This window comes from Streptomyces sp. NBC_00289 (assembly GCF_041435115.1).
Lineage (GTDB): Bacteria > Actinomycetota > Actinomycetes > Streptomycetales > Streptomycetaceae > Streptomyces.
In genome coordinates, this window is the sequence record NZ_CP108046.1 from 1,738,462 (window position 1) to 1,758,768 (window position 20,307).

The 20,307-nt window shown below is 72.8% G+C and carries 20 protein-coding genes and 1 pseudogene; 9 read left to right on the forward strand and 12 right to left on the reverse strand.

Translation table 11 applies throughout. The features are described from left to right. Window positions 1–3 precede the first annotated feature (3 nt). Both OG985_RS08355 and OG985_RS08360 read right to left on the reverse strand, forming a co-directional pair. Window positions 4–777 (reverse strand): hypothetical protein, encoded by a 774-nt coding sequence (locus tag OG985_RS08355; RefSeq protein WP_371667615.1) that lies wholly within the window; start codon window positions 775–777, stop codon window positions 4–6. Between the two features lie 373 nt (window positions 778–1,150). Continuing rightward, window positions 1,151–1,945, reverse strand: coding sequence for an SDR family NAD(P)-dependent oxidoreductase (locus tag OG985_RS08360; RefSeq protein ID WP_371667616.1), 795 nt, complete (start codon window positions 1,943–1,945; stop codon window positions 1,151–1,153). Between the two features lie 163 nt (window positions 1,946–2,108). Here OG985_RS08360 and OG985_RS08365 point away from each other — a divergent pair, with 163 nt between their 5' ends. From OG985_RS08365 to OG985_RS08380, 4 genes are all read left to right on the forward strand, one after another. Further along, entirely contained in the window at window positions 2,109–3,266 is a 1,158-nt protein-coding gene (locus OG985_RS08365) for a hypothetical protein (RefSeq protein WP_371667617.1), read from the forward strand. A 680-nt stretch (window positions 3,267–3,946) separates the two neighbouring features. Continuing rightward, entirely contained in the window at window positions 3,947–4,510 is a 564-nt protein-coding gene (locus OG985_RS08370) for a (2Fe-2S)-binding protein (RefSeq protein WP_371667618.1), read from the forward strand. Then, window positions 4,507–5,499, forward strand: coding sequence for a xanthine dehydrogenase family protein subunit M (locus OG985_RS08375; protein ID WP_371667619.1), 993 nt, complete (start codon window positions 4,507–4,509; stop codon window positions 5,497–5,499). Before OG985_RS08370 ends, OG985_RS08375 begins: the two co-directional genes overlap by 4 nt. Before the next feature lie 23 nt (window positions 5,500–5,522). Beyond that, window positions 5,523–7,643: a xanthine dehydrogenase family protein molybdopterin-binding subunit gene (locus OG985_RS08380; RefSeq protein WP_371667620.1), complete on the forward strand. Its 2,121-nt coding sequence runs from the start codon at window positions 5,523–5,525 to the stop codon at window positions 7,641–7,643. Between the two features lie 27 nt (window positions 7,644–7,670). Here the strand turns inward: OG985_RS08380 and OG985_RS08385 are convergent, their stop codons facing one another. Continuing rightward, a complete protein-coding gene (locus tag OG985_RS08385) occupies window positions 7,671–9,584 on the reverse strand; it encodes a hypothetical protein (protein ID WP_371667621.1) in 1,914 nt (637 codons plus the stop codon). Between the two features lie 199 nt (window positions 9,585–9,783). Here OG985_RS08385 and OG985_RS08390 point away from each other — a divergent pair, with 199 nt between their 5' ends. From OG985_RS08390 to tgmB, 3 genes are all read left to right on the forward strand, one after another. Beyond that, window positions 9,784–10,077 carry a DUF1232 domain-containing protein gene (locus tag OG985_RS08390; RefSeq protein ID WP_371667622.1) on the forward strand — a complete coding sequence of 98 codons (294 nt, stop codon included), beginning with the start codon at window positions 9,784–9,786 and terminating at the stop codon, window positions 10,075–10,077. A gap of 132 nt (window positions 10,078–10,209) precedes the next feature. Further along, window positions 10,210–10,401 (forward strand): putative ATP-grasp-modified RiPP, encoded by a 192-nt coding sequence (gene tgmA, locus OG985_RS08395; RefSeq protein WP_371667623.1) that lies wholly within the window; start codon window positions 10,210–10,212, stop codon window positions 10,399–10,401. Window positions 10,402–10,418: 17 nt separating this feature from the next. After that, a complete protein-coding gene (tgmB, locus tag OG985_RS08400; RefSeq protein WP_371667624.1) occupies window positions 10,419–11,402 on the forward strand; it encodes an ATP-grasp ribosomal peptide maturase in 984 nt (327 codons plus the stop codon). A 7-nt stretch (window positions 11,403–11,409) separates the two neighbouring features. Here the strand turns inward: tgmB and OG985_RS08405 are convergent, their stop codons facing one another. The 5 genes and pseudogenes from OG985_RS08405 to OG985_RS08425 form a co-directional block, all read right to left on the reverse strand. Continuing rightward, complete coding sequence (locus OG985_RS08405) at window positions 11,410–11,631, reverse strand: hypothetical protein (RefSeq protein ID WP_371667625.1); 222 nt, start codon at window positions 11,629–11,631, stop codon at window positions 11,410–11,412. Between the two features lie 151 nt (window positions 11,632–11,782). Beyond that, a complete protein-coding gene (locus tag OG985_RS08410) occupies window positions 11,783–12,073 on the reverse strand; it encodes a DUF5133 domain-containing protein (protein ID WP_371667626.1) in 291 nt (96 codons plus the stop codon). 149 nt (window positions 12,074–12,222) lie between these two features. Then, window positions 12,223–13,155 (reverse strand): annotated as a pseudogene (locus tag OG985_RS08415) (ABC transporter ATP-binding protein); the annotation flags it as partial. A 38-nt stretch (window positions 13,156–13,193) separates the two neighbouring features. Next, window positions 13,194–13,739, reverse strand: coding sequence for a hypothetical protein (locus OG985_RS08420; protein ID WP_371667627.1), 546 nt, complete (start codon window positions 13,737–13,739; stop codon window positions 13,194–13,196). Window positions 13,740–13,767: 28 nt separating this feature from the next. Beyond that, window positions 13,768–14,331: an ATP-binding protein gene (locus OG985_RS08425; RefSeq protein ID WP_371667628.1), complete on the reverse strand. Its 564-nt coding sequence runs from the start codon at window positions 14,329–14,331 to the stop codon at window positions 13,768–13,770. 208 nt (window positions 14,332–14,539) lie between these two features. Between OG985_RS08425 and OG985_RS08430 the strand changes: the two genes are divergently transcribed. Both OG985_RS08430 and OG985_RS08435 read left to right on the forward strand, forming a co-directional pair. Continuing rightward, on the forward strand, window positions 14,540–14,770 hold the full coding sequence (locus OG985_RS08430) for a DUF397 domain-containing protein (RefSeq protein WP_371667629.1): 231 nt from the start codon (window positions 14,540–14,542) through the stop codon (window positions 14,768–14,770). Window positions 14,771–14,893: 123 nt separating this feature from the next. Beyond that, window positions 14,894–15,814 carry a helix-turn-helix domain-containing protein gene (locus OG985_RS08435; RefSeq protein WP_371667630.1) on the forward strand — a complete coding sequence of 307 codons (921 nt, stop codon included), beginning with the start codon at window positions 14,894–14,896 and terminating at the stop codon, window positions 15,812–15,814. Between the two features lie 67 nt (window positions 15,815–15,881). On the opposite strand, the gene OG985_RS08440 is transcribed toward OG985_RS08435, so the two are convergent. From OG985_RS08440 to OG985_RS08455, 4 genes are all read right to left on the reverse strand, one after another. After that, window positions 15,882–16,700 (reverse strand): SAM-dependent methyltransferase, encoded by an 819-nt coding sequence (locus OG985_RS08440; protein ID WP_371667631.1) that lies wholly within the window; start codon window positions 16,698–16,700, stop codon window positions 15,882–15,884. Window positions 16,701–16,865: 165 nt separating this feature from the next. Next, the gene (locus OG985_RS08445) at window positions 16,866–17,723 is read right to left on the reverse strand and encodes an aldo/keto reductase (RefSeq protein ID WP_371667632.1); all 858 of its coding nucleotides are present in this window, start codon (window positions 17,721–17,723) and stop codon (window positions 16,866–16,868) included. Between the two features lie 178 nt (window positions 17,724–17,901). Continuing rightward, complete coding sequence (locus OG985_RS08450; RefSeq protein ID WP_371667633.1) at window positions 17,902–19,179, reverse strand: ABC transporter substrate-binding protein; 1,278 nt, start codon at window positions 19,177–19,179, stop codon at window positions 17,902–17,904. Further along, the gene (locus tag OG985_RS08455; RefSeq protein WP_371674301.1) at window positions 19,176–20,306 is read right to left on the reverse strand and encodes a branched-chain amino acid ABC transporter permease; all 1,131 of its coding nucleotides are present in this window, start codon (window positions 20,304–20,306) and stop codon (window positions 19,176–19,178) included. The genes OG985_RS08450 and OG985_RS08455 overlap by 4 nt, the downstream gene beginning before the upstream one ends. Window position 20,307: the final 1 nt, after the last annotated feature.

Sequence of the window (20,307 nt, forward strand, 5' to 3'; positions counted from 1 at the left end):
CTGTCAGGAGGACGCCTCGGCGCTCATCAGGCCGGCGCCGACGTCACCGTTCACGGTGGTGAGCGTCATCGTGCGGTCGTCCCGGGCCGCGTCCGTGGGCACGGTGACGGACGGACGGCCGTTGTCGGTCCTCGCCGTGACCCGGTAGGCGGGCGCGTCGTGCGGCACGAGGACACCGACCGAGCCGTTGGTGGTGACGGCGCTGACACCGGTCGGCGAGGTGGCGCAGGTCAGCACCACGTCACCGTTGACCGTGCCGGCGTGCAGCGCACCCGCCCGCACGGCCACCGCGCGCACCGATCCGTTGCGGGTCGACAGCCGTACCGTGGCGTCGCCGTCCCCGGCCCGGGTCACGGTCACGTCGCCGTTGACCGTCGTCAGGTCCAGCGCCCCCGACACCCCCGCCGCGTCGATGCCCGCGTTGCGGGCGGTGACCGTGACACCCACCCCCGACGGGACGTCGACCTCGGGCATCCGCGGGCACCGGTCGTCAGCGTCCTTCTCCCGCGCGCAGGACAGATCCATCACCCAGGTGTCACCGTCGTGCGTCCAGTGGTGCCCGACGTTCCCGTCGACGTCGACCCGGTCGCCGTCCGCGGGCCGCAGCCGCAGTCCGTTGTCGGTGGTGATCACCAGCCGCGTTCCCGGCCGGCCGACCGGCCGGTCACCGCCCGTCCCCGTGTGGTTCCCTCCACCGCAGGCGCCCACCAGCGGGAGGATCACCAGCACAACGGCCAGGCGCCGTACGTACGTTGTCGTCTTCGCCACCGTCTCCATAAGAGGGCGGTTTCCCCCGCCCGCCGTCGTGACACGGCCGTTGCGGCGACCGCGCCACGGCAGGCGACGTCCACCGTCCGCCGGAACGGTGTCCGGTTCGGGCGTGCCGGGCGTCGCGGCGGGGCGGATGCCGCCTGTCACGGCACCGGCCCCGGACGGCGAACAGGACCCGCCCCTGTGCGGATGGTGGGCGGGCCCTGTTCGAGCGGCCATTGTGGCGGGCCCACTTCGCCCGCGGTACGCGTGCGCGGCAGCCGGCAGGAGCGCGCCCCGCACACCCCGCGCGTGGGCCGCGCCTCCCGTGTGGACGGCCCGGGCGGCGGGCGTACGGCAGCCTGACCGCTCCGCGTCCGGCCGGCCGACGTGGCGCAGGTCAGGGCAGGATCGAGTCGACGTAACCCCCGTCAACACGCACGGCCGCGCCGGTGGTGGCGGAGGCCTGCGAGGAGCTCAGGTACACCACGAGGTTCGCGATCTCCTCGGGCTCGATGAGTCGGCCCAGCAGGGACTGCGGCCGGTGATCGCGCATGAAGGCCCGTTGCGCCTCGTCCCAGGGCAGGTCGCGGTCCACGAGCTGGTACACGAAGTCCTCGACGCCTTCCGTGTGGGTGGGACCGGCGATCACGGAGTTCACCGTGACACCGCTGCCGGCCGCCTCCTTGGCGAAGCCGCGGCTGACCGCCAGCAACGCCGTCTTGGACATTCCGTAGTGGATCATCTCGGCCGGGATCACCACGGCCGAGTCGCTCGCGATGTACAGCACCCGTCCCCAGCCCCGCGCCGTCATCCGGGGAAGGTACGCACGGGTCAGCCGCACGCCCGCCAGAACGTTGATCTCGAAGTAGCGGCGCCACTCCTCGTCGCTGATCTCCAGAGCGGGCCGGGACCCGAAGATGCCCAGGTTGTTGACCAGGATGTCGACGTCGGGCAGCTCCTCGACGGCCCGGGCGGCGCCCTCCTCCGTGCCCAGGTCCGCCGCGACGGGTACGAATCGCCCGTCGGGCACCTCGGCGCGCAGCGCGTCGACGCTCTTCGCCAGCCGGTCGGCATGGCGTCCGTTGACACCCACGCGGGCTCCGGCACGGGCCAGGCCCGCGGCGATCTCGGCACCGATACCTTGGGAAGAGCCTGTCACCAGGGCGGTTCGCCCGGCGAGGTCGAGATGCATGGGGTCACTCCTTGTCTCGGCGTACGGTCCACGGGTGTCCTCCCGGTCACCTGCCCACCATCGCCGACACGCAACGTCGCCGCAGGCCGAACCCCGGTGCGGCGGATCCGCGGCGCGGCGACGATACTGGCACTCGCCCGCGCCCCTGCTCACAGATGGACTCATGCCAAGTTCCTCCAGCACCCCCGCCACCGTTCCCCCCACCGTCTGGACCGCCCGCGGCCGTCACACCGGGCCCGCCGCCGAAGAGGTCTCCCGGCTCCGGCTCCAGGAGCTCAAGGACAGCGGGGTCGTCCTCGACTTCCTCGAACTGCCCGAGGAGGAGACGGCCGGCGAACGGGTCGTCGAAGCCCGTTGGCTCGCTCCCGAGGGGGTGACCGTGCGGGCCCGGCTTGCGACGGGGCCCGACTCGGGCGAGGGGCGGGAGTGGGTGCTGGCGGCGGAGGCGGAGCAGCCGTGGGACCAGCGCTGGCCCTCCCCCGCCACGATGTTCTGGCCCGATGCGGCCGACGTCCCCTGGGACCACGAGCCGGTGACCGGGATGCGCCTGCGGGACCTCAATCTCCTGCCCGAGGACGACAAAGAGGTACGGCGTCTGCTCAAGAGCGCCGTGCGGGACAGCTGGAGCATCCATGTCGTGGTGCACGAGGCCATGACCCCCGACCAGGCGGGCCGTCGGCCGCTGGCCCGGCTGCTGCCGCCGAGTCTGCGCCACCGGGTGGTGGAGCACCGCGCGGCACCGCACCAGTTCCGGGTGGTGAACTGGGCCCTGCGGGACGTGGGCGTGCAGGTGCCGCGCGGTGGTGCGGTGGTCCTGCCGACGAAGGCGCGTCCCTCCGGCTCCGACGAGCACGGCTTCTCCGTGCGCAGCGTCTTCCTGGACGGCTCGCAACCCGTCGAACTCATCGACGCGGTGACCCGCTTCGCGGCCTTGCCCACACCGCTGCCCGACGGTGCCGCCAAGGCCCTCACCGCGTTGCGGAACAACTGGCACCTGCTGAGCCTCGAGGAGGAACTCGCCCGTCAGCGCGCACTCGTGGCGATGTACGCCGAGGCTCTCGAGGCGATGACCAAGTCCCGCGACCTGTACCGGGAGGCCGCCGAGCGCGCCGGCGAGGCACTGGCCGTCTACCGCGAATCGGCCCCTGCCCTCGCGCCCGCCCCCGCCGAGGAGAAGCCGAGCCCGCCCGGTCCGCAGGCCGGATCTCCCCTCCAGCAGCTGACCCGGACCTTCGAACGCCTCAGGAGCACCGCCAGAACGTTCCGTCCCACGCCGGAGGAGAACGGCTCCGACGCCACCCGCGAAACCCCCGGCCCCTGACCCTCGACCATCCGGACGGCAAGAAACATCCCCGTCCGATGCCCGGCGAAGGCGCCCCGGACGGGTCAGCGGGTTCCGGCCGGTGACTGGACGGTCGGAGGCGTTCCGGCCGGGCGAGCGGGGTCCGGCCGACGTTGCCAAAAGTGGACGCGTTCCGGCCGGGCGAGCCTGGTCCGGCCCGCGTCGCCACAAGCGGACGCGTTCCCGGACGGGCCGGCGGGTTTCGCGGAGTAGGCGGGTGGGCTGGTTCCAGCCGGTGACTGGAGGGGCGGACGCGTTCCGGCCGGGCGAACCGGGTCCGGCCCGCGCCGCCACAAGTGCACCCGTTCCGGCCCGGCCGGCGGGTTTCGCGGGGTAGGCGGGTGGGCTGGTTCCAGCCGGTGGCGATACCGCCGTACCGCTCCCGCTCCGGTCGAGCGGGACGGTACGACCCCGGAGTCGGCCCCGGCCGGCGTATCCGGCACCCGGCCCGGAGGACCGGTGGTCGCGCCCGCAGTCCCGGCGCGGCGCACCGGGCCTGTGGCATGCCCACGAGGGCCGGACTCCGCGCGCCGCACCGGTCCGCCCCACGCGGTCCGGACTCCGCGCCGCACCGGTCCGGACGTGTCAGCCGCCGCTGTGTGGATACGCGGTGTGCACGGCATCACGGCCGCCCCGCGTCCCGGAAGGCTATCCACGACATGGGCACCGATCACCACGACGACGGCCCGGGGGGCGCCGTCGCCCGTCAGCAGTCCGAGACGGCGCTGCGGGTCAACGGCAAACCGCACATGCTGACCGTCGACAACCGGCGGGTCCTGCTGGACCTCCTGCGCGAGGACCTCGGCCTCAGCGGCGCCAAGAAGGGCTGCGACCACGGTCAGTGCGGCGCCTGCACCGTCCTGGTGGACGGCCGGCGGGTCAACAGCTGTCTGCTGCTCGCGGTCGCCCTTGACGGCTGCGACATCACGACCGTGGAGGGGCTCGCCGCCGACGGGGAGTCGCTGCATCCGCTCCAGCAGGCATTCCTGGACCGCGACGCCTTCCAGTGCGGGTACTGCACCCCGGGGCAGATCTGCTCCGCGATCGGCGCGCTCGCCGAGGCCGCCGCCGGTCACCCCTCGCACGTCACCGACCCGGCCGCGCCCTCCGGCCGGCCGGTGCCGCTGGGCCGGGAGGAGATCCGCGAGCGGCTCAGCGGGAACATCTGCCGGTGCGGCGCCTACCCGCGCATCGCCGATGCCGTCGAGGACGTGATCCCGTGAAGGCCTTCGACTACGTACGGGCCGGGACCGTGGCCGAGGCCGCCGACGCCTTCTCCGCCCGCCCCGGCGCCCGCTATCTCGGCGGCGGCACCAATCTCGTCGACCTGATGAAGCTCGGGGTCGAGCGGCCGGCCGCCCTCATCGACGTCAGCCGACTCCCGCTGGACCAGGTGGAGGAACTGCCCGACGGCTCGCTGCGCGTCGGCTCCATGGTCCGCAACAGCGACCTCGCGGCCCAGCCACGCGTCCGCGACCGCTACCCCGCGCTGTCCCAGTCCCTCCTGGCGGGCGCCTCCGGGCAACTGCGCAACGCGGCGACCACGGGCGGCAACCTTCTGCAGCGCACCCGTTGCCCCTACTTCCAGGACGTCTCCAAGCCCTGCAACAAACGCGAGCCGGGCAGCGGCTGCGGCGCCCTGGACGGCGTGCACCGCGACCACGCGGTCCTCGGACACTCCGCGCACTGCATCGCCACCCACCCCTCCGACATGGCCGTCGCCCTGGCCGCCCTCGACGCGCGGATCGAGCTGTACGGCGACGAGGGCGCCCGGAGCGTCGCCGCGGCCGACTTCCACCGGCTGCCCGGGGACCGGCCGGAGCAGGACACCGAGATCCGGCCCGGCGAACTCGTCACCGGGGTGCTGCTCCCCGCGACGACCGGCGGGCTGCCGTCGCTGTACCGCAAGGCCCGCGACCGGGCCTCGTACGCCTTCGCCCTCGCGTCCGTGGCGGCCGTGGTGCAGGTGCGGGACGGTGTCGTGGCACAGGCCGGGATCGCGTTCGGCGCGCTGGCGCACCGGCCCTGGCGGGCCCGGCGGGCGGAAGAGGCACTGGTGGGCGCCGCTCCCACCGCGGCCGCCTTCGCCCACGCCGTCGACCTCGAACTCGCCGAGGCCCGGCCCCTGCGGGACAACGCCTACAAGGTGCCGCTGGCCCGCGGTCTGGCCCTGGACGTCCTGACCCGGCTCACCGCGGCCGCCAGGACCTGAACCGCCACACCGAGGAGGACTTCATGGCCGGCACAACCGCCGTCGGCGCTCCCGTCGAGCGCAGGGAAGGACGGGCCAAGGTCACCGGCACCGCCCGCTACGCCGCCGAGCACGCGCCGGCGGGTCGGGTCCACGCCTGGCCGGTCCCGGCGACGATCGCCCGGGGCCGTGTCACCCGGGTCGACTCCGCGGACGCCCTCGCGTTGCCCGGCGTCCTGGCCGTGCTGACCCACGAGAACGCGCCGCGACTGGCCGAGGCGGACGATCCCACCCTCGCCGTACTGCAGAACCCGTCGGTGCCGCACCGCGGTTGGTTCGTGGCGCTGGTGGTGGGCGAGAGCCTGGAGGCCGCCCGGGCCGGCGCCGCCGCGGTGCACGTCGCGTACGACGTGGAGGCACACGACGTGACGCTCACCGACACCCACCCGGCGGCGTACGTCCCCGACAAGGCCAACGACGGCTATCCGGCCCGTAGCGAACACGGTGACCCCGAGGGGGCGTTCGGCTCCTCGGCCGCCCGGATCGACGTCGGCTACCGGGTGCCGCCGCTGCACAACCACCCCATGGAGCCGCACACCTCCACCGCCCGCTGGGACGGCGACCGGCTCACCGTGGACACCTCCAGCCAGGGCTCCTCCGCGGTACAGGCCGTGCTCGCCGGGCTGTTCGAACTGCCGGCCGACCGGATCAGGGTGCGGGCCGAGCACGTCGGCGGCGGTTTCGGGTCCAAGGGCACGCCCCGCCCCGACGTCGTACTCGCCGCGCTGGCGGCACGGCTGACCGGGCGGCCGGTCACCGTCGCCCTGCCCCGCCGTTTCCTGCCCGCCACCGTCGGACACCGGGCGCCGACCCTGCACCGGCTGCGGCTCGGAGCGGCCGCCGACGGCCGTCTCACCAGCGTCGTCCACGAGGTGGTCACCCACACCTCCCGCGTCAAGGAGTTCGTGGAGCAGGCGGCGGTACCCGCCCGGGTCATGTACGCCGCGCCCCACCTCCGTACCCTGCACCGCGTCGCGCCACTGGACGTGCCCACACCGTCCTGGATGCGCGCCCCCGGCGAGGCGCCCGGCATGTACGCCCTGGAGTCGGCCATGGACGAGCTGGCCGACGAACTCGGCATGGATCCGGTCGAGTTGCGGATCGTCAACGAGCCCGACGCCGAACCCGACAGCGGCAAGCCCTTCAGCAGCAGGCATCTCGTGGAGTGCCTGCGCGAGGGTGCCCGTCGCTTCGAATGGTCCGGACGCGACCCCCGACCGCGCTCCCGCGAGGCCGGGCCCCTGCTCGTCGGCTCCGGGGTGGCCGCCGCGACCTATCCCGTGTTGGTGCATGACTCCGCCGCGGCGGCGCAGGCGCTGCCCGACGGCTCGTTCGTGATCCGCGTCAACGCCGCCGACATCGGGACGGGCTCCCGCACCGTGCTCGCCCAGATCGCCGCCGACGCCCTCGGTGTGGCCCTGGAACGGGTCAGGACCGAGGTCGGCAGCACCGACCTGCCGCGGGCTTCGCTGGCCGGCGGCTCCTCCGGCACCGCCTCCTGGGGCTGGGCCGTGCACGACGCGTGCGCCGAACTCGCGGCCCGGCTGGCCGAGCGCCCCGGGCCGCTGCCCGAGGAGGGCGTCACCGCGCGGGCCGACACGGCCGGTCGGGCCGACGCCGACAGTCCCTGGGCGCGTCACGCCTTCGGAGCGCACTTCGCCGAGGTCACCGTCGACACGGTGACCGGCGAGACCCGGGTCCGCCGCCTGCTGGGGGTCTTCGCGGCCGGGCACATCCTCAACGCCCGTACCGGACGCTCCCAGTTCGTCGGCGGCATGATCATGGGCCTGGGCATGGCACTGACCGAGGGCAGCACGATGGACGCGGCCTTCGGCGACTTCGCGGAATCCGACCTGGCGTCCTACCACGTGCCGGCGCACGCCGACGTGCCCGACATCGAAGCGCACTGGATCGACGAGGACGACCCCCACCTCAACCCCATGGGCAGCAAGGGAATCGGCGAGATCGGCATCGTGGGCTCCGCCGCCGCGATCGGCAACGCCGTGCACCACGCCACCGGCGTCCGCTTCCGCGAACTGCCCCTCACGCCCGACCGCGTCCTGGCCGGCCTGGCGAGCCACGCCGGCCAACGGCGCGAACGGTAGGCGAAGGGCAGGCGGTACCGATACGGATCAGTCCGCGCCGCGGTCGCCCTCCGCCAGGGGCCGTGCCGAGGTGGCGCGGCTCGCCGGCTGCGCCGCCAGGCGGGCGAACAGAGCCGTCAGCGCGGCCAGGGAGGCGAACGCGGCGGCCGTACCGATGATCCAGCCCGGCGCGAGGGTGAGCTCCAGGGCCCGGGAGAAGCCCGACGAGTGGAATCTGCTCCGCGACAGTTGGGCGACGGCCAGGCCGGCCGGCACCCAGATCGCCGGCATGAGCACGGGCAGTACGGGACGTACGGCCAGCAGCACCGCCAGGAGCACGCACAGCGCCGACACGCCGAGGGCGAAGCCGTAGACGCGCAGGGACGCGCCGTCCCGGTGCGGGAAGCAGAGCAGCGCGCAGCCGATCAGCGCCAGCGCGGCGAGACGGGACGGCCAGGGCGCGGGCCTGGTGGCGGGTGCCGCGCGGGCCGAGCGCGGTGGCGCACCGGTCGTCTCCGACACGGGGTCCGATTCCGCTCCTCGGGCGGATTCCGGCGGTGTCGCCGGCTCCGGCTCCGGCGGGTCCGCCTGTTCTCGCCGTTCCTCGGCCAGCCGGCCGATCAGCTCGACGAGGTCCTCGACGGGCCGGCCCGCGGCGGCCGCCCGCACCGCTTCCTGCCCGCAGCGCGCGTCCAGCGGCGTGCGGTGCAGCAGCTCCAGCAGCCGTGTCACGTCCGCCACCGGCCGGTGTTCGGCCGCGGCGCGTATCGCCTCGTCGGCACTGCCCCCGTCACGCGGGGGCCGGGTCAGCAGGTCGACCAGCCGGGCGACGTCCTCCACGGACCGATCCACACCGGCCGCCCGCAGTGCGGCGACCGTGGCCCGCGCGTACGCGGGCGACTGCTCCAACAGCGTGACGAGCCGGACGACGTCCTCCAGCGGCCGGTCCACCACGACAGCACGCACCAGCTCGCCGACCGGATCACCGAACGCGTCCCCGGACGGCGCTACGGACGACCCCGGGGACGACGCTACGGACGGCGATACGGACGGCGATACGGACGGCGATACGGCGGGACCGTCGGCGCGGACCGGACCGGTGGGGCGGGCCTGCCCGACGGCAGGGATGGCACCGATCACCCCACCGGGTCCGATCCAACCCTCCCCGCGGGCCGAACCGGTGGGGGCGAACGGACGGTCCACGGAAGCCGCCCCGCCGGCCGCGAACGCAGGCTCGTCGGCGGCGACCGGACCCGCAGCGGCAATCGGACGGCCCGCGGGAACCGACTCGCCGGCCGCGAACCCGGAATCCTCCCTGCCGACCGGCCCCGTAGCGGCGAACGGACGGTCCCCGAGAGCCTGCCCGCCGGGCACGAACCCGGAATCGTCGGCGGAGACCGGACCCGTAGCCGCAATCGGACGGTCCACGGAAGCCGCCCCGCCGGCCGCGAACCCGGAATCCTCCCTGCCGACCGGCCCCGTAGCGGCGAACGGACGGTCCGAGGGTGCCTGCCCGCCGGGGGCGAACAGGGAATCGTCGGCGGCGACCGGAGCCGTAGGGGCGAATGAGTGGTCTGCCGCGGCCGGGCCGCTCGCTGCGTACCGGGCTTCGTCGGCCGCGACCTGACCGGCGTGGGCGGCGACTTGACCGGTGGAGGCGGTGACGTGGCCGGTCGAGGCGGCGACGGGGCCGGCGTGGACGGCCGGGCCATCGGTGGGGGCGTCGACCGGACCGTTGGCGACGCCCGAGTCCGAGGAGCCGGCAACCGGACCGTTGGCGACGCCCGAGTCCGTGGAGCCGGCAACCGCACCGGTGGCGGCGTCCGAGTCGGTGGAGGCGGCGGCGACAGGACGGCCGGGGGCGGACGGGCCCTCGGGGCCGATCGGCCCGTCGGCGGCGATCGATTGTGTGGGGGACGTGTCGGCTTGGTGGGACTGGGCTGGTGAGGACCCGGTGGTCATGCTCTGCTCCAGGGGAAGGGTGCGGATGCTCTCTAGCCCCCCGACGCGCGACCGCGACGTCACGATCACCATTACTAGGGCCCCCTGTTCCCGCGCGCCACTCGGGTGATCCGGGCGGATGAGTGCCTGCCGGCGCCCCCAGCGGGAATCCGAGTAACAGCGCCCGCCGCGCGGCGCACCGAGCAGAGGGAGGGCCGCCATGGATTCGACCACAGCGCTGATCGTCGGCGTCGCGATCGTCGCGGCACTCGTGCTGGCCGTGGCGATCGGCCTGCTGGTACGGCTGGTGCGGGCCCGGCGCGGGTTGCGGCGGGCGGGTCTTCCGACCGGTCCGCGCTGGGTTTTCTGGGGCGCTCTTCTCTACTTCGTGCTGCCGACCGATCTGCTGCCCGACCCCGTGTATCTGGACGACATCGGCGTCCTGCTCCTCGCCCTGCGCTCCGTGCGCGGCCCGGCCGGAGAACGGGCTCGCGAGGAGCTCGACCGACCCTGACTACGGAGAGTAAGGAAACCAATCACCCGTTCGATTCGTATAAGTCTCAGGAAGCCGAGGGAAGTCGGCGGACCGGGCGGGGTCGAAGGGTGACGGCCGCCTGACCGAAGCAGCACCGGCGAGGGGAAAACGATGCAACCGTTCACGCTCAACTACGCACGTCCGGCAGCGGAGTTCGAAGCCGTTGTGCCCTATGTCTACGACTCCGGGCTGCAGTTGAACGTGCTCTTCGACGGGCGGGTGGCCGCCTGCGACAAAGCCCTGCTGAGAGAACTGGGGACGACAACCTCCACGGCGGGCTCCAAGACGCACTTCGACGACTGAACACGGAACCAGCCGAAATGACCGTGTTGATTCTGACCTGCGAAGAGGACGTGACCGCGGACATGGTGATCGTGCACCTGAACGCGTCCGCCGTCCCGGTGGTCCGTCTCGATCCCGCCGACCTGACCGGCGGTGTCGCCCTGTCCGGCGAGTTCGTCCACGGCGCGTTCCGAGGCCATCTCTCCGCCTCGGGGCGCCTGGTGAGCATCAGCGGCCTGCGTTCCATCTGGGTGCGCAGGCCGGGCCCCGCCGCCTCACGGGCGGCCGAGCGCTCCGAGTGGCTGACCGAGGAGTCCGGCCAGGCGCTCTACGGCATGCTCCGCGGATCGCAGGCCCGTTGGATGAACCATCCCGACGCGTCCCGCCGGGCCCGCCACAAGCCCTGGCAGCTCCGGCTCGCCCAGCGCTGCGGCCTGCCCGTGCCGGCCACGCTCATCACGACGTTCCCGCAGGCCGCCCGGGAGTTCGCGGCGCGCTACCCGGACCTGGTGGTCAAGCCGGTCTCCGGCGCCCACCCGCAGGATCCGCCGAGGGCCGTCCCGACCAGCCGCGTCAACCCCGACGCGGACTTCTCGGCCGTCGCGTTCGGCCCCACCCTGCTGCAGCGCCGGGTCGCCAAACGGGCCGACATCCGGCTCACCGCGGTGGGCGAGCGGTTGCTGGCCGCCCGCAAGGCGGTCCCCCCGGACGCGGATCCCGACGAGGTCGACGTCCGTTTCGCCGCGAACGCCTCACCCTGGCGCGCCACGGACGTGCCGCCGCGCATCGCCTCGGCCGTGCGGGCATATCTGAGCGAGGCGGAACTGGCCTACGGCGCTTTCGACTTCGCGGAGGACGCCGACGGAACCTGGTGGTTCCTGGAGTGCAACCAGTCGGGTCAGTTCGGCTTCGTCGAGGTGGAGACGGGGCAGCCGATCGCACGCGCCATCGCCGAGTGGCTGGCCGATCCCGGGCCGGGGCGGGGTGCCCGTGTCAACGGCGCGAACTCGGCGGTCTCGTGACGCGGGATCAGTACGGCCGGTGGCCCGGCGGCGGCAGCGCCGCCCGCTGCCATCCGGCGCCCGGGGACGCCTGGCGTTCGGGAGCGGGCGCGGGGGCGCCGAATGACTGCAGGGGGCGCATCACGTACTCCAGTTCCCTGGTCACGCGCTCGGCCTCCCTGCGGGTCTGAGTGGGGATGTCGCCGCGCTCCGCGACGAGCCGGTCGTAGATGGGGGAATCCTGGAACACCCGTGCACGCGCCTTTCGAGTCGTGGCCCACGCGCATGGGCACGACTGTCAAGTGTAGGGGCCCCCGTACACCGGGGTGCGAATTCCCTGGGGGACTTGACGAGGACAGCGGGTCCGTGGGCGGCCGGCACCGCGGCCGCCCACGCGTGCGTCACACCGCCAGCAGGTCGTTCTCCCCGTCCGCGTCCGCCGTGGTGACGGAGTCCGTCCGGCCGGCGGGGTCCGTCGCGGTGACGGGTGTCCGCCCCGAGGCGACGAGTACGGCGTCCGCCCGGGCCACCGCCTCGTGGAGACTCGTGGTGCCCATCGTCACACACAGTGTGTAACTGACGTCTTCCAGTTCACGTGCCGCAGCCGCGTTCTCCGTCTGCGCCTGAGCGATCCGCAGCGATGCGTAACGCGTCAGTAGTTCCCTGACGACCTTCGGGTCCGGAACGAGCACGAAGCGCCCCTCTCTCGTGTTTCGCTTCGTGTGCCCGGATGGGGCCGAATCATTCGCCATCACCGCACACCGGTACATGAATGGCGCAATTCAGTCGTCGGCCTCCACCGGCTCCCCCGGGCGCCGGCCGTCCGCCCGTCCGCCGCTCCTCACGCGACCTGTCCGCCGTGCAGGGCGGTGTACGCCCCGTTCCGGCGCAGGAGTTCGTCGTGCGTCCCGATCTCATCGATCCGTCCCTCGTCCATCACCACGATCCGGTCCGCGCCGCGCACGGTGGACAGCCGGTGGGCCACCACGAACGTGGTCCGGCCGCGCACCAGCCGGGCCAGCGCCTGCTGGACGAGGGCCTCCGAGCGGGTGTCCAGCGCCGAGGTCGCCTCGTCCAGGACCAGCACCCGGGGGTCGCGTATCAGCGCGCGGGCGATGGCGAGCCGTTGACGCTGTCCGCCGGAGAGTCTGGCTCCGCGATCGCCGACCAGGGTGTCGAGGCCCTGCGGGAGCTGTTCGACGAACTCCAGCGCGTTGGCGTCGCGCAGTGCCGCGCGCACCGTCTCCTCGTCGGCGTCGTCCATGCCGTAGGCGACGTTCTCGCGGATCGTGCCGTCGAAGAGGATCGACTCCTGCGGCACCACGGACACGAACCGGCGGTAGGTGCGCAGGTCGAGGGTGTTCATGTCGGTGCCGTCGAGCAGCAGCCGGCCCGCCGTCGGGCGGATGAACCCGATGACGAGGTTGAGCACGGTGGACTTCCCCGCGCCGGAGGCCCCCACCAGGGCGACGGTCTCTCCCGGTGCGACGGAGAGCGTGAAGTCGCGTACGGCGGACCGGCCGCCGTCCTCGTACGCGTGGCCGACCCCTTCGAAGGTGACCGCGCCACGCAGCGAGGTGAGTTCCGCCTTGCCCTCGTTGTCCTCCAGTTCGGGCGCCTGCAGCACCTCGCCGACCGAACGGACGGACTCCAGCCCCTTGGTGATGACGGGGGCGAGCCCCGCGAGGGTGGTCGTCGAGTTGGTGAGCGTGGTCAGAAAGGCGCTGAGCATCACCACGTCGCCGGGCGTGACACCCCAGACGCCGTAGTACGACCCCTGCCGCGGCGCGGGCTACACACGCCGGCGGCGCCCTACTCCCCCAGCGTGCGGGCGAGTTCCGTGGTGGCCTGCGCGATCGCGGTGTCCTCGTCGTCCATCAGCCCGCGCAGGACACCGCGCCGGGCGTGGACCGCCTTCCTGGCGGCCCGCTCCCACACCACGGGGTTCTCACGGTGGTTGAGGAGTTTGGGGTAGACGGCGGCCGTGCTCTCCCACTGCCGGGCGTCGGCGATGCTCTTCAGCAACTGGATGATCTCCGCCCGGCAGGTCACGTGGGGAAGCTGGGCGAGCTCCCACAGGAAGGGCACCGTGGCGGCCGTGGCCTGCTCCACGACGAAGCCGTACTGGCAGATGCGTTTGCGCAGATCGCCGACGGCGGCCCGGGCGGTGGCGGCGTCACCCCAGGCGACGCCGTTCAGCAGCAGCGGGATGGCGGCCGCGCAACCGGTGGAGTCCCGGATCTCGCACCAGGGCACCTGGGCGAGATCCATCAGGGGCGTGGGCCTCGCCACTCCCTTCTGGGGCGTGGCGTGGTCGGTGCGCTCGGTGCTCGGTGCGTGCGTCGGAGCGGTGCGCATGGCGAGAGGCCTTTCCGCGGCGGTCATGTCAGGGGGGAGGGAGGGTCGACAACCTGGCCCACACGGTCTTGCCGGCCGGGGGATCGGGGGTCCAGCCCCATTCCTCGGCCAGCGCGTCGACGATGCACAGACCCCGGCCGTTCTCCCGCAGTTGCAGGTCGTCGACGGGGTGGCACGGGAGCGGATTGTCGCCCGGATCGGAGACGGCGAGCAGCACATGGGCGGGGTCGAGCACGAGCCGCAGCCACACCTCCGGGTCGGCCCTGGGTGCGCGCGGTACCCCGTGCTCCACGGCGTTGGCCGCGAGTTCGGTGATCACGAGGGCGGCGTCGTCGCTGCGGTGGCCGAGCGACCAGCGGTGCAGCGTTTCATGGGTGAAGGCACGGGCCCGGGCGAACCCCTCGCCGCTGCAGGCGATCCGCAGGGCGACGGGCTGGACGGTACCGCTTGCCCACGGTGGCTTCGCGAACGGCTGCTCGCCCGGCGCGGCCGGGCGGGGCGGTCGCGCGGACCCATCGGTCCAGGCCGCTCCACCTGCCCCGGACACGGTCCGGCCCAGCGGCCGGTGTGTGTGGTCCACAGGTGCTGACACGGCATCTCCCTGATGCGACGTCAAGACGAAGCGCCACCACGGGGGTTGACGCCACAGCTATTATCCACGCTGAGAGCGCTCGTGTGCAATTGCACGAGAAATTGCGCGTCGGACGGGTGATGCGGGAGGGACCCGCGAAGCCGCCTGACTCCCCTCGGGGAGCCGGGCCCGGTGTCCGGCGAGGAACGTGAACAGCAAGGAGACAGGAGTGCCGCAAGTGCGGAACGGAGTGCGGGCAAGCTCGTTGGACGCCCGATGGATCAAGAGCCGGCGCAGCAACGCCGAGGGGAACTGTGTCGAAGTGGCCACTCTGGCGAACGGAGGTGTCGCCCTGCGCAACTCCCGCGATCCCGACGGGCCGGCACTGGTCTACACACCGGCCGAGGTCGCGGCGTTCCTCGCGGGCGCGAAGGACGGCGAGTTCGATCATCTGCTGTGACGCCGGCTGCGGCCGCTCCGGCTGAAGCGGAGGCCAACTCCCCTGTTTCTCACAGGGGATGGGGCCGGTCCGGCGGGGTGCGCTAGGGTGAATGGTCTCTGTGTCGGTCCGCTGGGAGTCAGGATGTCCGCCGAATCGCCCCGCGTCTCCCGCCTGGAACCCTATCTGGAGCGCCCCGAGCCGGCGCCGACCCTGCTGAAGATGCTGGTCGGCGTGCAGCTGGCGGGCTTCCGCGAGGATGCCGGGTTCGCCCAGGACCAGGCGGCTCGAACCCTCGGATTCAGTGCGGCGAAATTGTCCCGCATCGAGTCGGGCAAGGGGCGCAGGCCCCCGGCGGAAACCGACGTCCGGGCGCTGCTGGAGCTCTACGGCACCGAGGACTACGAGGCGTCGGTGCTCCTCAAGCTGTTGCAGCGCGCCGGCGAGCCGGGCTGGTGGCAGCGCTACGACAAGCGGCTGATGCCGGAGTGGTTCGACCGGCTGGTCGGCCTCCAGGAAGCGGCCGCCGCGATCCGTACCTTCGAGATCCAGTACGTGCCCGGCCTGTTGCAGACCCCCGCCTACACCGAGGCGGTGGTACAGCGCGGTCTGCCGTCCGCACCGGCGAGCGAGGTCCGGCGCCGGGTCGAACTGCGCACCCGCAGAGCGCAGTTGCTGCACCGGGCGGACGCCCCGCAGCTGTGGGCGGTCATCGACGAATCGGTGCTGTTGCGCGTCCTGGGCAGCCGCGAGGTCATGCGGGAGCAGCTCGAGCACCTCGTCATGATGGCCGAACGCTCGCATGTGACCGTGCAGATCGTGCCGTTGGACGTGACGAACGCGTCGGCACCGGCCATCCCGGTGACCTATCTGCGTTTCGGGGGCCTCGACCTGCCCGACGTCGTCTACCTGGAGCACATCAGAAGCGCCAACTTCCTCGAGGACCAGGACGAGACCGAGGAGTACCGGGTGGCACTGGACCGGCTCGCCGACGAGGCCCTCACCCCGCGCGAGTCCCTGGACCTGCTGCGCGAGACGATGGAGCGGCGCTACCCGGGCCCGTGATCACCGGCAGACGGCGACCGCCCGGAACCTGTCCCGGCGGATACGCCGGGACAGGTCGGACGGCCGGTCAGCGAATGCGGCCCACTCCGCCGAACTCGATCCATTCCTGGGTGAGCTGACGGGGAGCCACCTCGGAGTCGGGTCGCCAGGTCGACACCTCCACCAGGCCCGGGTCGAGGATCTCCAGTCCCTCGAACAGCTCGGCGACGTCCTTCTCCTGGCGGACCCGGCCCCAGTGCCCCTGCGTGACCTGGCCCATGAAGTCGGTGACGAACCTGCGGACCTCGGGGTCCTCGCTGACCAGCTGGCACATCAGCATGAAGCTGCCCGGGGCCAGCCGGTCGGCGACCCGGCGGGCCAGGGCGAGGGGGCCGTCCGTCTCGCTGTCGGGGATGCAGTGCATCACCGAGTTGAAGAGCACGGCGACGGGCTGGGAGAAGTCGATCAGGCGCTGCGTCTCGGGGTGCGAGAAGATCGCGTCCGTCTCCCGCATGTCCGCGTGGATGACGGCGGTGCGCTGGTCCTGTTCGAGCAGTGCCCGGCCGTGGACGAGCACCATCGGGTCGTTGTCGACGTAGACGACGTGGGTGTCGGGATTGATGCCCTGGGCGACCTGGTGCACGTTGTCCTGCGTGGGCAGGCCGGATCCGTGGTCGAGGAACTGGCGGATTCCGTACTCCGCCGCCAGCGTCCGCACCGCCCGCTGGAGGAAGCGCCTGTTGTTGACCGCCAGACGACGCGTGCTGGGCACGACCTTGTCGAGTTCCTCGCACGCTGCCCGGTCCGCGGCGTAGTTGTCCTTGCCGCCCAGGTAGTGGTCGTACATCCGCGCGGCCGTTGGCACGGTGGCGTCGATCGACGTGGACAGCTGCTTGCCGGTGTGCATCGTTCCCCCAGATACGCGCCGCGCCAACTGGACTGGCATGACAGGGAGTCCATCCTAGGGAACCGCCCTCGGCCGGTGCCAGTCCATGGACGATCCCGGCCACGACCGAACGAATCCGACGCGCGGGACGGCCCCCGCGCGCCGGACGGTGTCCGCCGCCGTCCGTCAGACGGCGTCCAGTTCGGCGAGTTCGCCGGCGTCGAGCACGAGTTCGGCGGCCGCGACCGAGTCACGGATGGTCTCCGGCCGGCTCGCGCCCGGGATGGGCACGACCACCGGCGACCTGGCGAGCATCCAGGCCAGGCACACCCGCTGCGGACTCACCCCGTGGGCCTCGGCGATCCGTGCGAACGGGGCGTACGAGGAGCCCAGTTCGCTCGCCCGGGAGATGCCGCCGAGCGGGCTCCAGGGCAGGAAGGCGATGCCGAGTTCGTCGCACAGGCGCAGTTCCGGCTCGCTGGAGCGGAAGGCCGGGGAGAACTGGTTCTGCACCGAGACCAGCCTGCCGCCGAGGATCTCGCCGGCCTGCCTGATCTGGTCCGGGTCGGCGTTGGAGATGCCCGCCATGCGGATCTTCCCCTCGTCCAGGAGGTCCCGCAGCGCGCCGACGGACTCGGCGTACGGCACCCTCGGGTCGGGGCGGTGGAACTGGTAGAGGCCGATGGCCTCCACGCCGAGCCGGCGCAGGGAGTCCTCGCAGGCCCGCTTGAGGTGCTCGGGGCTGCCGTCGAGCGTCCAACTCCCGCCCCCGGGACGCAGATGGCCGCCCTTGGTGGCGACCAGGACGTCCCGGCCCAGGTCGTGGGAGGCGAGCGCCTTGGCGATCAGGGTCTCGTTGTGACCCAGGTCGTCGGCGCCGAGGTGGTAGGCGTCGGCGGTGTCGATGAGCGTCACGCCGGCCTCCAGTGCGGCGTGGACGGTGGCGAGGGAGCGCGCCTCGTCCGGCCGCCCCTCGATGGACATGGGCATGGCGCCCAGGCCGATGGCACTGACGTCGACGTCACCGATGCGGCGAGTGTGCATGTGCTCGTGACCTCTTTCGGCTGTCGCGCGGAAGCGATGGCGTCCGGCGCACCCCCGCGCGGGCGGCGCGCCGGACGCACTCCAGCCTGGCCGACCGGTCGCCCGAGGTCCAACAGGAGAACGAGAACGCATTCAGCACCGGTGCGACTGAATCAGGCCGGCCGGCCGGGCCGGGGCCTCACGAGGTACGCGAGTTCAGGTACTCCTCCACGCCGGGGGCGCTGTGCGCGTCCTCCACCTTCACCAGAGCGCCGGCCGCCTTCGGGTCCGGCTTCAGCACATAGGTCTCCAGGCTGGCCGGCCGGGAGACGTCGGAGAAGTCCAGCGGGCTGCCCAGCCCGGTGTCGGCGTTCTTCTGCGCGCGGTGGGCGGCGACCACGTCCTCCCGGGCGAGGCTGCCCGCCGCGCAGGCCTTCTTCAGGTCCGCGCCGATCAGCTGGGCCGCGTTGTACCCGGACAGGACACCGGAGTCCACCGGCGAGCCCGGGAACTTCTTCTCGTAGGCGGAGACCATGCGCCGTACGCCCGGCAGGTCGGAGCTGACGGCCGGCGCCGCGCTCACCACGCTGAGCATGCCCTCGAGGGCGGCCGCCGCGGGCGTCTTCATGAGCTGGGGTGCGAAGCCCGGGGCGTTGCTGACGATCGGCACACGCAGTCCCCGGGAGGCCGCGACGCCGGCCAGCGAGGCGGTCTGGGCGGGGCCGGCGCTGATCAGGATCGCCTTGACCTTCGCCTTGCGCAGCGCGGACACCTGGGCGGACAGGTCGGTGTCCGTCGCCTTGATCTTCTGGGCGACCACCTTCATACCGGCCTTGTCGGCCGCCCAGGTCGATCCCTCCAGGGCGTTGGCGCCGTAGTCGCCCTCGAAGTACACGTGTCCGATCGTGTCGCCCTTGGCCAGGCCCTTGGTGCGGGTGAGGAAGTCGACCGCGGCGAGCATGTCGACGTCGTACGTGGTGCCCAGGACCTGGACGGAGTCCTTGCCGAGGAGGGAGGCGGCCCAGGCCTGCGGGAAGGTGAGCATGTGGTCGCGCTCGATGTCGTCGAGCAGCGCCGCGACCACCGGCGATCCGATGACCTGGGGCAGCGCCACCACGTCGGGGGCGATGTCGGCGTACGTCGTCACCGCCTTCTGTACGTCGTAGCCGTGGTCCTTGACGACGATCTCGATCTGGCGGCCGCAGACGCCGCCCTTGGCGTTGGTCTCGTCGGCCCACATCTTCTGGGCCTGCACGATGCTCTTGCCGAGGGTGGCGTAGGGGCCGGTGAGGTCGGTGAGCGCGCCGAGCCTGATGGTCTTGTCGGTGACGCCGGGGCCGGTCTTGACGCCGTCGGCGCCGCTTCCGGTGTTCTTTCCGTCGGCCTTGGAACTGCAGCCGGTGCCCGCGAGGAGCAGCGCCAGAGCCGTGGCTGCGACGATCCCGGAGGTGCGGTGTCTGTGGTGCGTGGTGTTCACGGGGTGTGCTCCCTGGGTCGTACGGCTTCGGCGGGTGGCAGAGCTGAGGTCGGGGTGTCGGGGGAGGTGGTACGAGGGCTTCGGCGCCGTACGCGGTCGCGGGCGCGCCGGGTGAGTCCGTGCAGGCCGTCGGGCGCGAACAGCAGGACCAGGACGATCGCCGCGCCGTAGAGGTAGCGGGCCGCCTCGGTCGGGCCGACCGAGCCGTCCGCGGAGCCGGGTGCCGTCACCAGCGGCAACTGGTCGGCGTAGCGGGTCATCAGCAGGGGCAGCGCGGTCACGAAGACGGCACCCGCGGCGGCTCCGGCCACGGACCCGAGGCCACCGAGCACGATCATGGCGAGGTAGTCGACCGACAGGGCCAGCCCGAAGTAGTCGGGCACGACACGGCGGAAGGCCAGCGCGAGGAGCACGCCGGCGAGACCGGCGTACATCGAGGACGTGACGAAGGCGGCCGAGCGGTAGCGGGCCACGTGCACGCCCATCACGGCCGCCGCGGTCTCGCTGTCGCGCAGTGCCGTCAGGGCCCGGCCCGGACGTCCGCGCAGCAGACCGCGGGCGGTGAACCAGGTGAGGGCGAAGAGGGCGAGGCCGAGGTACCAGAGCCGCTCCTCGGCGCCGAACGGCACGCCGAGCAGGACGAGTTCGGGGTCGTCGGCCGTGAAGCCGAAGCCGCCGAGGGTGAGGGGCGGGACCGAACGGCCGTTGAATCCGCCGGTGACGGAGTCCGCGGTCAGCAGGACGTGGTGGCCGAGGAAGACCAGTGCGAGGGTCGCGACGCCCAGGTAGACGCCGCGCACCCGGCCCGCGACCGGGCTGAACAGGCCGCCCGCCGCGCCGGCGAGGAGCACCGCGAGGACGGCGGCGAGCGCGGGCGGCAGCGCCGGTCCCGGCTCGCCCGCCAGCCATACGTAGCCGTACGCGCCGACCGCGAGGAAGAAGGCGTGGCCGAGGGAGAGCTGGCCGGCGCTACCGGTCAGCAGGCCCAGACCGACGGCGCCGATGGCCGCCGCCAGGGAGAACAGGCCGATCCGCAGCCAGAACGCGTCGAGGTAGAAGGGCAGGGCGCCCAGGACGAGGACGGTCAGGATCACCGTGGCCCGGCGCACCGCCGGCCCGCCGGTCATG

Excerpts from the sequence above, each read along its gene's own strand:
- OG985_RS08355 (WP_371667615.1), bottom strand. The coding sequence starts at position 777 with ATGGAGACGGTGGCGAAGACGACAACGTACGTACGGCGCCTGGCCGTT.
- OG985_RS08360 (WP_371667616.1), bottom strand. The coding sequence starts at position 1,945 with ATGCATCTCGACCTCGCCGGGCGAACCGCCCTGGTGACAGGCTCTTCC.
- OG985_RS08365 (WP_371667617.1), top strand. The coding sequence starts at position 2,109 with ATGCCAAGTTCCTCCAGCACCCCCGCCACCGTTCCCCCCACCGTCTGG.
- OG985_RS08370 (WP_371667618.1), top strand. The coding sequence starts at position 3,947 with ATGGGCACCGATCACCACGACGACGGCCCGGGGGGCGCCGTCGCCCGT.
- OG985_RS08380 (WP_371667620.1), top strand. The coding sequence starts at position 5,523 with ATGGCCGGCACAACCGCCGTCGGCGCTCCCGTCGAGCGCAGGGAAGGA.
- OG985_RS08385 (WP_371667621.1), bottom strand. The coding sequence starts at position 9,584 with ATGACCACCGGGTCCTCACCAGCCCAGTCCCACCAAGCCGACACGTCC.
- OG985_RS08390 (WP_371667622.1), top strand. The coding sequence starts at position 9,784 with ATGGATTCGACCACAGCGCTGATCGTCGGCGTCGCGATCGTCGCGGCA.
- tgmA (WP_371667623.1), top strand. The coding sequence starts at position 10,210 with ATGCAACCGTTCACGCTCAACTACGCACGTCCGGCAGCGGAGTTCGAA.
- tgmB (WP_371667624.1), top strand. The coding sequence starts at position 10,419 with ATGACCGTGTTGATTCTGACCTGCGAAGAGGACGTGACCGCGGACATG.
- OG985_RS08420 (WP_371667627.1), bottom strand. The coding sequence starts at position 13,739 with ATGCGCACCGCTCCGACGCACGCACCGAGCACCGAGCGCACCGACCAC.
- OG985_RS08435 (WP_371667630.1), top strand. The coding sequence starts at position 14,894 with ATGTCCGCCGAATCGCCCCGCGTCTCCCGCCTGGAACCCTATCTGGAG.
- OG985_RS08440 (WP_371667631.1), bottom strand. The coding sequence starts at position 16,700 with ATGCACACCGGCAAGCAGCTGTCCACGTCGATCGACGCCACCGTGCCA.
- OG985_RS08445 (WP_371667632.1), bottom strand. The coding sequence starts at position 17,723 with ATGCACACTCGCCGCATCGGTGACGTCGACGTCAGTGCCATCGGCCTG.
- OG985_RS08455 (WP_371674301.1), bottom strand. The coding sequence starts at position 20,306 with ATGACCGGCGGGCCGGCGGTGCGCCGGGCCACGGTGATCCTGACCGTC.